Genomic DNA, 14,256 nt, shown 5'->3' with positions numbered 1-14,256 from the left:
AACTTTGCAATGCGCCACCAGATTCATGACCTGCTGGCCCCTCTGCCGGGGACCGCACGACAGATCCACAGTTTTCACTTCGGCCCCGCGACGGCCAAAGGCAAGATCTACATCCAGTCATCCCTGCATGCCGACGAAATGCCCGGCATGCTGGTGGCCTGGCACCTCAAGCAGCGCCTGAACGAGCTGGAAGCTGCCGGCCGCCTGCACAGCCAGATCGTGCTGGTGCCGGTCGCCAACCCGGTCGGCCTCGAACAAGTATTGATGGATGTGCCGCTGGGCCGCTACGAGATGGAAAGCGGGCAGAACTTCAACCGCTGGTTTGTCGACCTGAGTGAAGAAGTCGGCAATCAGATCGAAGGTCGGCTGGATGATGATCCTCAGCACAACCTCGAACTGATTCGCGCCAGCCTGCGTCAGGCCCTGGCCCGGCAGACCGCCGCCACGCAACTGCAATCCCAGCGCCTGACCCTGCAACGGCTGGCCTGCGATGCGGACATGGTGCTGGACCTGCATTGCGATTTCGAAGCCGTCGCGCACCTGTACACCACGCCTGAGGCGTGGCCGCAGGTCGAGCCGCTGGCGCGCTACATCGGTGCCGAGGCCAGCCTGCTGGCCACCGATTCCGGCGGTCAGTCGTTCGATGAATGCTTCACCCTGCTGTGGTGGCAGTTGAAGGAGCGCTTCGGCGAACAGTTCAACATTCCACTGGGCAGTTTCTCGGTGACCGTCGAGTTGCGCGGTCAGGGCGACGTCAATCACCCGCTGGCCAGCCTCGACTGCCAGGCGCTGATCGACTACCTGATTCACTTCGGCGCTATCGCCGGCGAACCGGCCGCGCTGCCCGACCTGCCCTACCCGGCCACGCCGCTGGCCGGCGTCGAGCCAGTATCAACGCCCGTAGGCGGACTACTGGTGTTCTGTGCGCTGCCGGGGGAATACCTCGAAGCCGGACAACTGGTCGCCGAAATCATTGACCCGATCCATGATCGCGTCACCCCTGTTCATTGCACCGCCGCCGGCCTGATGTATGCCCGCTCGCTGCGGCGCATGGCCACTGCCGGCATGGTGATCGCCCACGTCGCGGGCACCGAAGCCTATCGCAGCGGCTACCTACTTTCGCCTTGAGGATGCATGCCCCATGTACAAACTGACCATCGAAGGCCTGCATAAAAGCTATGGCGATCATCAGGTGCTCAAAGGCGTTTCGCTCAAGGCCAAAACCGGCGACGTGATCAGCCTGATCGGCGCCAGCGGCTCGGGTAAAAGCACCTTTTTGCGCTGCATCAATTTTCTCGAACAACCCAATGACGGTGCGATGAGCCTGGACGGCCAGAACATCCGCATGATCAGCGACCGGCACGGCATGCACGTGGCCGACCCGGACGAACTGCAACGCATCCGCACGCGCCTGGCGATGGTGTTCCAGCATTTCAACCTGTGGAGCCACATGACCGTGCTGGAAAACATCACCATGGCCCCGCGCCGGGTGCTGGGTTGCAGCAAGGAGGAAGCCGAGGACCGCGCCCGGCGTTACCTGGACAAGGTCGGCCTGGCGGCGCGAGTGGCGGATCAGTACCCGGCGTTTCTCTCCGGCGGCCAGCAACAACGGGTAGCCATTGCCCGGGCGTTGGCCATGGAACCGGAAGTGATGCTGTTCGACGAACCGACCTCGGCGCTCGATCCGGAGTTGGTCGGTGAAGTGCTGAGAGTGATTCAGGGCTTGGCCGAAGAAGGCCGGACCATGATCATGGTGACCCACGAAATGAGCTTCGCCCGTAAAGTGTCGAGTCAGGTGTTGTTCCTGCACCAGGGCCTGGTGGAAGAAGAAGGCGCACCGGAAGATGTGCTGGGCAATCCGAAGAGCGAACGCCTCAAGCAGTTCCTGAGTGGTAATCTCAAGTAACCGCCGAAACAACGGATTGCACAAAACACGTGTGGGAGCGAGCCTGCTCGCGAAGGGGGCGTGTCAGTCAGCATTAAATTTTGCTGACACACCGCCTTCGCGAGCAGGCTCGCTCCCACATTGGTTCGCTTGAATTCCTGGAATCAAGGCAAGCCTGCCTCGACAAACAACATGGCAATTAAACTAGTCGCCACTTGCCGTGGTCACTGAAAGAGACCTTTCAGAGCGCACACGGCCGGCATGGGCACTTCCCCCGACTACGCAAAACAATGGTTCTGCGCCCGCGGCTGGAAGCCGTTCGACTTTCAGAAAAAGGTGTGGGCGGCCGTCAAGCGCGGCGAGTCCGGGCTGCTGCATGCCAGCACCGGCGCCGGAAAAACCTATGCGGTGTGGTTTGCCGCACTCAACCGCTTCGCCTCTTCTGTCCCTCCAGTTGAAACATCGCGCAAGCGCAAACCATCCGCAGAACCGCTGACCGTCCTGTGGATAACCCCCATGCGCGCCCTGGCTGCCGACACCGCTCGTGCGCTGGAGGCGCCGCTGGGCGACTTGCAGATCCCCTGGAGCGTCGGCCTGCGCACCGGCGACACCAGCGGCAGCGAGCGTGCACGCCAGAGTCGGCGTCTGCCCACAACACTGATCACCACCCCGGAAAGCCTGACCCTGCTGCTCGCCCGCGCCGATGCGCAAACGGCATTGGCGACGCTGCGCATGGTGGTGGTCGACGAGTGGCACGAACTGCTCGGCAACAAACGCGGCGTGCAACTGCAGTTGGCCCTGGCCCGCCTGCGCCACTGGAACCCGGAACTGATCGTCTGGGGCGTGTCGGCCACCATCGGCAATCAGGCTCACGCCGAACAGGTGCTGATCCCGCAGGGCGGTGGCATCAGCGTGCAGGGCAAGACCGACAAGACGCTGCGGGTCGACACCCTGCTGCCGCCCGTCATCGAGCGTTTCCCCTGGGCCGGGCACATCGGCCTGAAGATGTTGCCGCAGGTGGTCGCCGAGATCGAGGCCAGCCCCGGCAGCCTGGTGTTCACCAACACCCGCGCCCAATCGGAGATCTGGTATCAGGCCCTGCTTGAGGCGCGCCCGGACTGGGCCGGCTTGATCGCCTTGCATCACAGCTCGTTGTCACGGGACACCCGCGACTGGGTGGAGCGGGCGCTCAAGGACGGCCAACTCAAAGCGGTGGTCTGCACCTCCAGTCTGGACTTGGGTGTGGATTTCCTGCCGGTAGAGCGGGTGCTGCAAATCGGCTCGGCCAAAGGCGTGGCGCGGCTGATGCAACGGGCCGGACGCTCGGGCCACGCGCCAGGACGCGTGTCACGGGTAACGCTGGTGCCGACCCACAGCCTGGAGTTGATCGAGGCTGCCGCCGCGCAGGACGCGGTAGCCCAGCGACACATCGAACCGCGCGAGTCACCGCATAAACCACTGGATGTGCTGGTGCAGCATCTGGTCAGCATGGCGCTGGGCGGCGGTTTTCTGCCCGATGAGTTGTACGAAGAAGTACGCGGCGCCTGGGCTTATCGTGACCTGACACCCGAAGACTGGATCTGGGCGCTGGCTTTCGTACGCCACGGCGGGCTTTCCCTGACAGCCTACCCGGACTATCGCCGGGTCGAACCGGATGAACACGGCGTGTGGCGTGTGCCCGATGCACGTTTGGCTCGGCGGCATCGCATGAGCATCGGCACCATCGTCAGCGACGCGAGCATCCAGTTGAAGTTCTGGAGCAAGGGCGGTGGTGGCAAACAGTTGGGCAGTGTCGAAGAAGGCTTTATTGCGCGGCTCAAACCGGGTGACGGCTTCCTCTTTGGCGGCCGACTGCTGGAGCTGGTTCGGGTAGAAAACATGACCGCCTATGTCAAACGCAGCACCGCGAAAAAAGCCGCAGTGCCACGCTGGAATGGCGGGCGCATGCCGCTGTCCAGCGAATTGGCCAGTGCAGTGGTCAGTCGTTTCAGCGCAGCGGCGCAGGGCCGGTTCGAGGGGCCGGAAATGCAGGCCCTGCGGCCGCTCCTGGCTGTGCAACAACACGACTCCGGCTTGCCGACCGACAGCACGCTGCTGGCCGAAGCGCTGAAGTCGCGCGAAGGCTGGCACCTTTTTCTCTATCCCTTCGCTGGCCGTCAGGTGCATCTGGGGCTGGCGAGTTTGCTGGCGTGGCGCGTCAGCCAGCGCCAGGCAGTGACGTTTTCCATCGCGGTCAACGATTACGGGCTGGAACTGCTCAGCGCCACCCCTGTTGACTGGGCGCAGCAACTGAATCCCGAACTGTTGAGCCCGGAACACTTGTTGACGGATGTACTCGCCAGCCTGAATGCGGGCGAACTCGCGTTGCGCCGTTTTCGTGAAATTGCGCGCATTGCCGGGCTGGTGTTCGCCGGCCATCCCGGCGCGCCGAAAAGCACCCGCCAGGTGCAAGCGTCGAGCGGATTGTTTTTTGAAGTGTTCAAACAATACGACGCCGGCAATCTACTGCTGGCTCAGGCCGGGGAAGAAGTCCTGCGCGAAGAACTGGATATTCGTCGCCTGGAACAGACGCTGGAGCACATCAATCGCTTGAAACTGGACCTGCATCAGATCAAACGTCCTACACCGCTGGGGTTTCCGCTGCTGGTGGAACGCTTTCGCGAGAGCATGAGTTCGGAAAAACTCGCCGACCGTATCCGGCGCATGGTCAGCGATCTTGAAAAAACCGCCGACTCAGGAAAAGCCTGATGAGTACGCCATACCCTGTGCGACTGGCCGGTGAAGCACTGTGGCTGCTGCCGGAAAAAGCCATTTACTGGCCCGCACAACAAGCCTTGCTGATCGCCGATGTGCATTTCGGCAAGGCCGCCGCTTATCGAAGCCTCGGCCAACCCGTGCCGCAGGGCACCACCGCCAGCAATATCGCCGTGCTGGACGGATTGCTGGCGGCCCTGCCCTGTCGCCAACTGATTTTTCTTGGGGACTTTCTTCATGGGCCTGGCTCCCATGCCACGGCCACGTTGAACGCCTTGGCCCAGTGGCGCGCGCGACACGCGGATCTGCCGATGACGCTGATTCGCGGCAACCACGACAAGCGCGCGGGCGACCCGCCTTTATCGCTGAACATCCGGGTGGTGCCCGAGCCGTTGCTGGTCGGGCCATTCGCCTTGCAGCACGAACCGGCGCCGCATCCGGACCGGCATGTGCTGGCAGGACACGTGCATCCGGTCTATCGACTCAATGGCCGGGGTCGGCAAAGTTTGCGACTGGCGTGTTTCCGGCTGGGCCTGGACGTCAGCCTGCTACCGGCGTTCGGCGCCTTTACCGGCGGCTTTCAGGTCGAACGAGATGACCGCAGCAGGATTTTTGTCATTGGCGATAACGAAATATGGCCAGTCAGCTGAGGTCTTCACAGACATCAGCTGACTGGCCATGCGTTGCTACAGGCGCTTGTCAGGCAACAGGCGCCGGCGGCGGCTCGTCCGGCAGGGTCGGCTCACCGGGCTCGGTGGGTTGTTCATTGGGGGTGTCGGGGTCCGGCTGACCGGGGATGCCGCCGGCCATGCTGATGGGCGGATGCGCCAGCAAGGACCAGGCGAGAACGCCAATCTGATTGGGCTCAAGCCTTGCCAGTTCGGCAGTTATTCGCGGATCGATCTTCATGGAGCACTCCTGAGCGGTGGCCCGGTCCGCTTTGCGCAAACCGGGCAGTACACCCAATAGAGTGTCTGCCCGCTGAAGAATTCCCGCTGTCCGTCAGATGAACGGATCAGGTGCGTGGCAGGGTGACGCCGCGCTGGCCCTGGTACTTGCCACCACGGTCCTTGTAGGAGACTTCGCATTCTTCATCGGATTCGAAGAACAGCATCTGTGCGACGCCTTCGTTGGCGTAGATTTTCGCCGGCAAGGTAGTGGTGTTGGAGAATTCCAGGGTCACATGCCCTTCCCACTCGGGCTCGAGCGGCGTCACGTTGACGATAATGCCGCAGCGGGCGTAGGTGCTTTTACCCAGGCAAATCGTCAGCACGTTGCGCGGAATGCGGAAGAATTCCACGGTACGCGCCAGGGCGAAGGAGTTAGGAGGGATGATGCAGACGTCGCTCTTGACGTCAACGAAGCTCTTTTCATCGAAGTTTTTCGGATCGACGGTCGCCGAATTGATGTTGGTGAACACCTTGAATTCATCGGCGCAACGCACGTCGTAGCCGTAGCTCGACACACCATAGGAAATCAGCCGCTCGGCGCCTTCGCCACGCATCTGGCGCTCTACAAAGGGCTCGATCATGCCGTGCTCTTGCGCCATGCGGCGAATCCACTTGTCCGATTTGATGCTCATGGCGGGTGTCCTGAATAGCGAGGTGGAAAAAATCTGTCCGGCATCTTACAAGGCGCGCGCTCCGGGTTCAAAGCGCGAGGTACAATTCTCGCCTCTGCCCCCGGTTTTCCGGTCCGTGACGACGATCAGATGCACCGTCAGTCACGAAAACAGAGAAACCTTCGCAAGAAACATTGGCACGTTCCGGAAAAAGGGTTAAGGTGGCGCCACTGTGCTGCTTGTGTCACTGAGAATCTCTACACGATATGTTGAATTTCGATCCAACCATCTACAAGAATTTTTCCTGCTCTTTGCACTCAGTCTCGGCCAGGGTTCTTCCTGCGTCGCAGTTATCTTTGTTCAAGGAGTTACACCATGTCTAATCGCCAAACCGGTACCGTTAAGTGGTTCAACGATGAAAAAGGCTTCGGCTTCATCACTCCACAATCCGGTGACGACCTGTTCGTTCACTTCAAAGCTATCCAATCCGACGGCTTCAAAAGCCTGAAAGAAGGCCAACAGGTTTCTTTCATCGCTACCCGCGGTCAGAAAGGCATGCAAGCTGAAGAAGTTCAAGTTATCTAACTTGTACTTGCTTTAGTAAAAAGCCCCGCCCTCAAAAGCGGGGCTTTTTTGTGCCTGTGTGTTTTTGCGGCGCAAAAAAAGATCGCAGCCTGCGGCAGCACCTACAGGGAATTCACATTCCAATGCAGGCGTTGCCGCAGGCTGCGATCTTTTGATTTCCAGCGTATTACCAAGCCACCCCAAACCCTGCCGTATAACGGGTCTTGTTCAAATCGGCATCCTTGGTCCCGCTGATGATGTCGCGCTCGGCCTTGAGATTGAGCGAAGCCCAGTCCGTCACCTTGTAGCGCAGGCCCACCTCGGAATCGAGGGAGAAATTGGCCACGTCCGACAGCGGCTTACCTACCTCGCCATTGGTGAAGAATTCGACGCGCTTGCCAATCAGGTAGCGGTTGTAGCTCCACTTCATGGCCACGGAATAGAAGTTGTCCTTGCCGCCATCCCGGTATTCGTAATCGGTGCGGTTGAGCAGAGAGCCGAGAGAGAACGCGCCCAGCTCATCGTCCCAGAACTGATAACCCGGACCCGTACCGACTACACGCTGACGAGACAGATCTTCGACATGGTCGCGCTTGTAGCTCAGGCGCCCCTGCCAGAACCAATGTTCGGTCAGGAAACGGTCGAGGGAATATTCGGCGCGCCAGTTGTCGGTGGTGACCACGTCATCCTGGAACTCACGGTTGTACTCGCCTTGCGCGGTGTGTCGCCATTGGCCATGACGTGCCGAGGTTTTGAAACCGATGTCGTAGTCGTCGGTGTCCCTTTCCGCACGCTGATAGTCGAGCGCCAGATCGACATTACCCTTCCACACCAGATCCTCGATCACAGGCTTGGGCTTGAGTATCTGCTGGACACTCGCCAATTCGACAGTCTTCGGTGCCTCGCCGTTGGCCAGGGTCACCTTGCCATCCTCGGCCGCTTTCAACGATTTGGCTTTCTCGCCGCTGTACGCATCCTGCTTGACCAGTAACTCCTGATCACTCTCCAGAGTCTTGACTTGCTTCCAGTCGATGGAAACGGCACCCGCATAGGGGGTCTGGATCAACAGTTTGCCGCCATCGAAAACCGTGATCTTGCCGCTCAACTTGTCACCGTTTTTCAACCAGACGGTATCGGCAAGCAAGGGGGTGGACGCACTGACAACAGCGAGGCACAGCAAGGTTCTGGACAACATAGGCGAATGGAAAGCTCTGGTTTGCGAAAAAAAGTCGGCATTATCCGTAGGATTAACGCTTCAGCAAGCACTGACCCGACTATTTCTATTGAGTTCATTACTCAACTGGCAATCCAGGACCTAGTCTGCAAGTCAGCTACGGGAACTTCTTCAGGAACTGCGTACGTGACAGACCCGACCACCGAAACCGAAAGCCCGGCGCAAATCCGACGCACGGCGCTCTACCTCACTCTTGCACAAGTACCGCAAGGCAAAGTCGTGAGTTACGGGCAACTGGCCGAGCTGGCGGGCCTGGGCCGCGCCGCCCGCTGGGTGGGACGGACGCTGAGTCAGCTACCCGGCGATACCAAATTGCCCTGGCACCGCGTACTCGGCGCTGGCGGGAGGATCAGCCTGCCCGCCGGCAGTGCTTCCGGGGACGAACAACGCGCCCGATTGCGCGATGAAGGTGTCAGTATCCTGAACAATCGTGTTGATATTCAGCGTCATGGCTGGCGCCCGGTAGAGCACAGCGGTTAGAGTGCGCGCTTTGTTTCCGTAACTCTTGAGGCAGACTCCAGCCCATGCCCCGTAAAACCTGGCGCGCCGCGCTCGCCGCCTATGCCAGCCCCTCGACGCTCGTGCTGTTGCTCCTTGGTTTCGCCGCCGGCTTGCCGTATATGCTGGTGTTTTCGACACTTTCGGTCTGGCTGCGCGAAGCCGGTGTGGCTCGCGAAACGATTGGCTATGCCAGTCTGATCGGCCTCGCCTACGCCTTTAAATGGGTGTGGTCCCCGCTGCTCGACCAATGGCGCCTGCCATTGCTGGGCAAACTTGGCCGTCGCCGCTCCTGGCTGGTGCTCTCCCAGACCCTGGTGATCTTCGGCTTGATCGGCATGGGCTTCTGCGACCCGCAAAAACACCTTTCCTGGCTGATCGCCATTGCCGTGGTCGTCGCCTTCGCCTCGGCGACGCAGGACATTGCGGTGGATGCCTATCGACTGGAAATTGCCGACGACAGCCGACAGGCAGCACTGGCAGCCAGCTATATGTCCGGTTATCGGGTCGCGGCACTGCTGGCAACAGCGGGTGCACTGTTCTTCGCTGAAGGCTTCGGCTCTACCGGTTTCAATTACAAACACTCGGCCTGGACCGGCACCTATGTGCTGTTTGGCGCCCTGATGATCCCGGCCCTGCTGACCACCCTGTTCATGCGCGAACCGCCGGTGCCTCTGCGCACGCAATTGCAGGCCGGGCGCTACAGCTTTGGGCATCAACTGGCGTCGGTATTTGTACTCATCGTACTGTTGGTATCGGTACCGGCCCTGGGGACGCAGCTCTACAACACCGACTTCGCCAGTGTGTTGTTCGGCGGTGCGAGCCCGCTGGACTTGCTGCTCGAAGACCGCGCATTCCTGCGGGCCATCCTTTACGGCCTCCTGACCGCCTTGTGCCTCTCGACCATGGGCCGCCGAGGCCTGGCGCCGGTGCTAACCCCGGTCAACGATTTTGTTCTGCGCTACCGCTGGCAAGCGTTCCTGCTGCTCGGCCTGATCGCCACGTACCGGATGTCCGATACGGTCATGGGCGTCATGGCGAACGTGTTCTATATCGACCAGGGCTTCACCAAGGATCAGATCGCCGGTGTCAGCAAGATCTTCGGCCTGATCATGACCCTGATCGGTGCCGGCATGGGCGGCCTGCTGATCGTGCGCTTCGGCATCCTGCCGATCCTGTTCATCGGTGGCGTGGCTTCGGCCGCCACCAACCTGCTGTTCGTGATGCTCGCCGACATGGGCGCCAACCTGCAGATGCTGATCGTCACCATCTCGCTGGACAACTTCAGCTCAGGCATGGCGACATCGGCGTTCGTCGCCTACCTGTCGAGCCTGACCAACCTGAAGTTTTCGGCCACCCAGTACGCCCTGCTCAGCTCGATCATGCTCTTGCTGCCACGCCTGATCGGCGGCTACTCGGGGGTCATGGTGGAAAAGTTCGGCTACCATAATTTCTTCATCATCACCGCCCTGCTTGGCGTTCCGACGCTATTGCTGATTGCCCTGCACTGGTATCAGGAAAACCGCCGCAACGGCCCCAACTCCGAGCCGCAGCCGGCACCCGAGCGGGTACCCACCCAGGTCGCGGAAGAGTCGTAGGAAATGTCCTGAAGGGCCGGAGATTTCCGCCCTTCCTGCCTCACCGCCGGCCACACGCCTGTACGCCAGCGGATCTCGCCCGTACAATGCTCCGTCATTTCTCGTCATCAGCAACCGACAACGGCCAACCATGCGCACCAGTCAATTTTTGCTCGCCACACAGAAAGAAACGCCTTCCGACGCGGTCGTCATCAGCCACCAGCTGATGTTGCGCGCCGGCATGATCCGCAAACTCGCCTCGGGCCTCTACACCTGGCTACCGATGGGCTTGCGAGTCATGCGCAAGGTCGAAGCCGTCGTTCGTGAAGAAATGAACGCCGCCGGCTCTCTTGAAGTGTTGATGCCGAGCACTCAACCGGCTGAGCTGTGGCAGGAATCCGGTCGCTGGGAAGAGTACGGCCCGGAGCTGCTGCGCTTCAAGGATCGTCATGGCCGCGATTTCTGCGCCGGCCCGACCCATGAAGAAGTCATCACCGACCTGATGCGCAACGAATTGAGCAGCTACAAACAGCTGCCGATCAACCTGTATCAGATCCAGACCAAGTTCCGTGACGAAATCCGTCCACGCTTCGGCTTGATGCGCGGCCGCGAATTCATCATGAAGGACGCCTACTCCTTCCACGCGGACCAGCCATCGCTGCAGCTCACCTACGACCGCATGCACCAGGCGTACTGCAACGTGTTCACCCGTCTGGGCCTGAAGTTCCGCCCTGTTGAAGCCGACAACGGCTCCATCGGCGGTGCCGGCTCCCACGAATTCCACGTGCTGGCCGAGTCCGGCGAAGACGACATCGTATTCAGCAACGGCTCCGACTACGCCGCGAACATCGAGAAAGCCGAAGCCGTGCCACGGGAAACGTCCCGCGCCGCACCAAGCGAAGAGCTGCGCCTGGTCGACACGCCGAACGCCAAGACCATCGCGCAACTGGTCGAAGGCTTCGACCTGCCGATCGAAAAGACCATCAAGACCCTCGTGGTTCACGCTGAAGAAGCAGGCAAGCTGATTGCCCTGATCATCCGTGGCGACCACGAACTGAACGAAATCAAGGCCGCCAACCAGCCTGGCGTTGCCAGCCCGCTGGTCATGGCGTCGGAATCCGAGCTGCGCGACGCCATTGGCGCCGGTGCCGGCTCCCTCGGCCCGCTGAACCTGCCACTGCCGATCATCATCGATCGCTCGGTCGAGCTGATGAGCGACTTCGGTATCGGTGCCAACATCGACGACAAGCACTACTTTGGCGTGAACTGGGAGCGTGACCTGCCGGTTCCAGCCGTGGCCGACCTGCGCAATGTCGTGGCCGGCGACCCAAGCCCTGATGGCCAGGGCACCCTGGAAATCAAGCGCGGCATCGAAGTCGGGCACATCTTCCAGCTGGGCAACAAGTACAGCAAGGCGATGAAGTGCGAAGTGCTGGGCGAGAACGGCAAGCCGGTGACCCTGGAAATGGGTTGCTACGGCATTGGCGTATCCCGCGTGGTGGCTGCGGCCATCGAGCAGAACAACGACGACAAAGGCATCATCTGGAGCGACACACTGGCGCCGTTCCAGATCGCCCTGGTCCCATTGCGCTATGAAACCGATCTGGTTCGCGAAGCTACCGACAAGCTGTATGCGCAACTGACCGCCGCCGGTTTCGAAGTACTGCTGGACGACCGCGACAAGAAAACCAGCCCCGGCATCAAGTTCGCGGACATGGAGCTGATCGGCATTCCTCACCGGATCGTGGTCAGTGACCGCGGCCTCGCCGAAGGCAACCTGGAATACAAGAGCCGTACTGAAGCCGAAGCGCAAGCGCTGCCGGTTGCTGACGTATTGTCTTTCCTTCAGGCCCGTATCCGCCGCTGACACCAGATAGAGAAGTCATGTTCAAGCGAAACACCTTAGGCCTCGGTGGTGCCGCCCTGTGCGGCGCCCTGCTGGTCAGCGGCTGTGCCAATCAGATGTCACAACGCAGCGAGCACGAGGAGCGGGTCGAGCGGAAATTGCTCGACCACAGCCTGCAGATCGATGTCGGCGAACCGAAGGCGCTTGAATTGCCGCAACGTCGGGTGCGCATCCACGAGCAGAAGACCTTCGAAGTGACCGAATTCGAAGTCACGCGCAACTACGATCGCTACACGCCTTACCAGCCTTGGCGGGAGATCTATGAGATCCCGCTGGGTGCGGTGGCCATCGTGGCCGGTATCGGAGCGAACGTGGTCAATGTGTTTGCGTTCGGCACGCTGCCAGACAGCGTGACCAAGGACTGGCTCAGCTACGGCTTTGCCGGGGTCAACCCGTTCATGAACGTGCAGTCTCATGGTCGCGCCCAGCAAAACCTGGCGAGCATCGATGAAGTCCAGCGTGATAAACGCACGGAGTATTCGAGCCTGCCATGGAGCGAGCGCCCGGTGCAGGTCAAGGCCGGCAAGAACACGTTCGAAATGAGCACCGACAAGAACGGCGTGCTGCGCCTGAACCTGCTGGACAGCCCGTTTGCCGAACATGACCTCAATCATCTGAGCAACCTGCAAATCACCGTCGAAGATGCCCAGGACGATGTGCACACGGATTCGACCCTGGCCATCAGCAACAGCTTGCGCGGCAAACTGCTTGAGGCCCACGCGCTGATTTACGACGACCTCGAAGACGATGAAGTGAGCCAGTGGGTCCACCGGGTCAAACGCCTGTCGGAACTGGGTCTGGAAGAAGAAGCCAGCGAGCTGGAGCAAAGCCTGATCGAGCTGACTCGCAATGATCCTGAGCTGCAGGCCGAATTCCTGAAATCACTGACCAGGGATGCCGGGCGACTGGTGGCGGATCCTGGGGTGAACTAGAGCTCTACAAGCTTCGCGAGCAGGCTCGCTCCCACAGGCTCATGCGTTCCAAATGTGGGAGCGAGCCTGCTCGCGAAGGCGGCTTGATATTCACCACCACACCCAAGCCAGACATTACCGCTCAAACAACTCCATCTGCTCAAACCCGCCCCGCAAATCCTCCAGCCGCACCCCCACCCCCAACAACCGCACCGGCTTACCGCCGCGATTGAACGCCTGGGTCAGCAACAACTGATAACTGCCTAGATCCCGCCCTGCTCCGGCCTGCTCCAGCGTCGTCTGGGTAAAGTCATGGAATTTCACTTTGACGAACGGCTTGCCCGGGCGATAGCTGCTGTCGATCCGCGCCATTCGTCCGGCAAGGGTTTCCAGCAGTTCCGGCAGTTTGTCCAGGCAACTCACCAGATCCGGCAAATCCACATCGTAGGTATTTTCCACGCTGATTGATTGCCGACGGCTGTCGTTGTGCACCAGGCGATCATCAATCCCACGCGCCAAGCTCCAGAGTCGCTCGCCAAAGCTGCCAAATTCGCGCACCAGCGCCAATTTGTTCCATTCGCGCAACTGCGAACAGTCGACAATCCCCAGCTTGCCCAGCTTGTCAGCGGTCACCTTGCCCACGCCATGCAGCTTGCTCACCGGCAAGCCACTGACAAAGTCCTCGACCTGGTCCGGCGTGATGACAAACAGACCGTTGGGCTTTTTCCAGTCACTGGCGATCTTGGCCAGAAACTTGTTGGGCGCCACGCCCGCCGAAACGGTGATGTGCAACTGATTGGAAACCCGGCGGCGGATATCCTGGGCAATGCGCGTAGCGCTGCCGCCAAAATGCGGGCTATCCGACACATCCAGATAGGCCTCGTCGAGAGAAAGCGGCTCGATCAGGTCGGTGTAATCGCTGAAGATCGTATGAATTTCCTTCGACGCCTCTCTATAGGCATCCATGCGCGGCTTGACGATGGTCAGGTCCGGGCAAAGCTTCAGGGCATGCCCCGAAGACATCGCTGACCGCACACCAAAAGCCCGCGCTTCATAATTACAGGTCGCAATCACCCCGCGCCTGTCCGCCGACCCACCCACTGCCAGCGGCTTGCCTGCCAGACGCGGGTCGTCACGCATCTCGATGGCGGCGTAGAAGCAGTCACAGTCAACGTGGATGATTTTTCGCTGGGTCATATAAAAGCGGCGTTCATGACAGTTAAATGAAGGATAAGTCAGCAGGATCAGCAGTATCTCACCGACACCTGTATATAGCACCAGTAGTCTGAATGTTCTTCATCTAGCGTAGGAAATGCCGCTGATGAATTTATTTTCTCAATCGAAAAGCATCGCCTGATAGAGCTGA

Annotated in this window: 13 protein-coding genes; 9 read left to right on the top strand and 4 right to left on the bottom strand. The window is 60.3% G+C overall.

All coding sequences use genetic code 11. From position 1 onward, the window contains the following. Positions 1-9: 9 nt before the first annotated feature. The 4 genes from POF45_RS22630 to pdeM all read left to right on the top strand — a co-directional run bounded on the left by POF45_RS22630 (position 10) and on the right by pdeM (position 5,289). Entirely contained in the window at positions 10-1,128 is a 1,119-nt protein-coding gene (locus tag POF45_RS22630; RefSeq protein ID WP_282316810.1) for a succinylglutamate desuccinylase/aspartoacylase family protein, read from the top strand. A gap of 13 nt (positions 1,129-1,141) precedes the next feature. Beyond that, positions 1,142-1,906 (top strand): ABC transporter ATP-binding protein, encoded by a 765-nt coding sequence (locus POF45_RS22625; RefSeq protein ID WP_259500094.1) that lies wholly within the window; start codon positions 1,142-1,144, stop codon positions 1,904-1,906. Between the two features lie 240 nt (positions 1,907-2,146). Then, complete coding sequence (locus POF45_RS22620; RefSeq protein WP_282316809.1) at positions 2,147-4,633, top strand: ligase-associated DNA damage response DEXH box helicase; 2,487 nt, start codon at positions 2,147-2,149, stop codon at positions 4,631-4,633. Then, positions 4,633-5,289 carry a ligase-associated DNA damage response endonuclease PdeM gene (pdeM, locus tag POF45_RS22615; RefSeq protein ID WP_282316808.1) on the top strand — a complete coding sequence of 219 codons (657 nt, stop codon included), beginning with the start codon at positions 4,633-4,635 and terminating at the stop codon, positions 5,287-5,289. The genes POF45_RS22620 and pdeM overlap by 1 nt, the downstream gene beginning before the upstream one ends. 49 nt (positions 5,290-5,338) lie before the next feature. Here the strand turns inward: pdeM and POF45_RS22610 are convergent, their stop codons facing one another. Both POF45_RS22610 and dcd read right to left on the bottom strand, forming a co-directional pair. Further along, on the bottom strand, positions 5,339-5,548 hold the full coding sequence (locus POF45_RS22610; protein ID WP_259500089.1) for a hypothetical protein: 210 nt from the start codon (positions 5,546-5,548) through the stop codon (positions 5,339-5,341). 106 nt (positions 5,549-5,654) lie between these two features. After that, the gene (gene dcd / locus POF45_RS22605) at positions 5,655-6,221 is read right to left on the bottom strand and encodes a dCTP deaminase (protein ID WP_253419367.1); all 567 of its coding nucleotides are present in this window, start codon (positions 6,219-6,221) and stop codon (positions 5,655-5,657) included. A 354-nt stretch (positions 6,222-6,575) separates the two neighbouring features. Between dcd and POF45_RS22600 the strand changes: the two genes are divergently transcribed. Next, positions 6,576-6,785, top strand: a complete 210-nt coding sequence (locus tag POF45_RS22600) for a cold-shock protein (protein WP_002554837.1) — start codon at positions 6,576-6,578, stop codon at positions 6,783-6,785. Between the two features lie 166 nt (positions 6,786-6,951). Here POF45_RS22600 and POF45_RS22595 read toward each other — a convergent pair whose 3' ends face one another. After that, positions 6,952-7,959, bottom strand: a complete 1,008-nt coding sequence (locus POF45_RS22595; RefSeq protein WP_259500085.1) for a DUF481 domain-containing protein — start codon at positions 7,957-7,959, stop codon at positions 6,952-6,954. 165 nt (positions 7,960-8,124) lie between these two features. Between POF45_RS22595 and POF45_RS22590 the strand changes: the two genes are divergently transcribed. The 4 genes from POF45_RS22590 (at position 8,125) to POF45_RS22575 (ending at position 12,911) form a co-directional block, all read left to right on the top strand. Continuing rightward, positions 8,125-8,478 carry an MGMT family protein gene (locus POF45_RS22590; protein WP_259500082.1) on the top strand — a complete coding sequence of 118 codons (354 nt, stop codon included), beginning with the start codon at positions 8,125-8,127 and terminating at the stop codon, positions 8,476-8,478. Positions 8,479-8,522: 44 nt separating this feature from the next. Further along, complete coding sequence (locus tag POF45_RS22585; protein ID WP_259500080.1) at positions 8,523-10,094, top strand: AmpG family muropeptide MFS transporter; 1,572 nt, start codon at positions 8,523-8,525, stop codon at positions 10,092-10,094. A 130-nt stretch (positions 10,095-10,224) separates the two neighbouring features. Beyond that, the gene (locus POF45_RS22580) at positions 10,225-11,940 is read left to right on the top strand and encodes a proline--tRNA ligase (protein WP_259500078.1); all 1,716 of its coding nucleotides are present in this window, start codon (positions 10,225-10,227) and stop codon (positions 11,938-11,940) included. A gap of 17 nt (positions 11,941-11,957) precedes the next feature. Further along, positions 11,958-12,911, top strand: a complete 954-nt coding sequence (locus POF45_RS22575) for a hypothetical protein (protein ID WP_282316807.1) — start codon at positions 11,958-11,960, stop codon at positions 12,909-12,911. A gap of 114 nt (positions 12,912-13,025) precedes the next feature. On the opposite strand, the gene dinB is transcribed toward POF45_RS22575, so the two are convergent. Next, entirely contained in the window at positions 13,026-14,087 is a 1,062-nt protein-coding gene (gene dinB / locus POF45_RS22570) for a DNA polymerase IV (protein WP_259500075.1), read from the bottom strand. Positions 14,088-14,256: the final 169 nt, after the last annotated feature.

This window comes from Pseudomonas fungipugnans, from assembly GCF_029955235.1.
Lineage (GTDB): Bacteria > Pseudomonadota > Gammaproteobacteria > Pseudomonadales > Pseudomonadaceae > Aquipseudomonas > Aquipseudomonas fungipugnans.
The sequence above is the reverse complement of the archived record's forward strand: the minus strand, read 5'-3'. Positions and strand labels throughout refer to the sequence as shown.

What these genes read in the sequence shown, in the direction of transcription:
- POF45_RS22585 (WP_259500080.1), top strand. Translation starts at nt 8,523, where the DNA reads ATGCCCCGTAAAACCTGGCGCGCCGCGCTCGCCGCCTATGCCAGCCCC.
- POF45_RS22610 (WP_259500089.1), bottom strand. Translation starts at nt 5,548, where the DNA reads ATGAAGATCGATCCGCGAATAACTGCCGAACTGGCAAGGCTTGAGCCC.
- POF45_RS22620 (WP_282316809.1), top strand. Translation starts at nt 2,147, where the DNA reads ATGGGCACTTCCCCCGACTACGCAAAACAATGGTTCTGCGCCCGCGGC.
- POF45_RS22580 (WP_259500078.1), top strand. Translation starts at nt 10,225, where the DNA reads ATGCGCACCAGTCAATTTTTGCTCGCCACACAGAAAGAAACGCCTTCC.
- POF45_RS22600 (WP_002554837.1), top strand. Translation starts at nt 6,576, where the DNA reads ATGTCTAATCGCCAAACCGGTACCGTTAAGTGGTTCAACGATGAAAAA.
- POF45_RS22595 (WP_259500085.1), bottom strand. Translation starts at nt 7,959, where the DNA reads ATGTTGTCCAGAACCTTGCTGTGCCTCGCTGTTGTCAGTGCGTCCACC.
- dcd (WP_253419367.1), bottom strand. Translation starts at nt 6,221, where the DNA reads ATGAGCATCAAATCGGACAAGTGGATTCGCCGCATGGCGCAAGAGCAC.
- dinB (WP_259500075.1), bottom strand. Translation starts at nt 14,087, where the DNA reads ATGACCCAGCGAAAAATCATCCACGTTGACTGTGACTGCTTCTACGCC.
- POF45_RS22575 (WP_282316807.1), top strand. Translation starts at nt 11,958, where the DNA reads ATGTTCAAGCGAAACACCTTAGGCCTCGGTGGTGCCGCCCTGTGCGGC.
- pdeM (WP_282316808.1), top strand. Translation starts at nt 4,633, where the DNA reads ATGAGTACGCCATACCCTGTGCGACTGGCCGGTGAAGCACTGTGGCTG.
- POF45_RS22625 (WP_259500094.1), top strand. Translation starts at nt 1,142, where the DNA reads ATGTACAAACTGACCATCGAAGGCCTGCATAAAAGCTATGGCGATCAT.
- POF45_RS22630 (WP_282316810.1), top strand. Translation starts at nt 10, where the DNA reads ATGCGCCACCAGATTCATGACCTGCTGGCCCCTCTGCCGGGGACCGCA.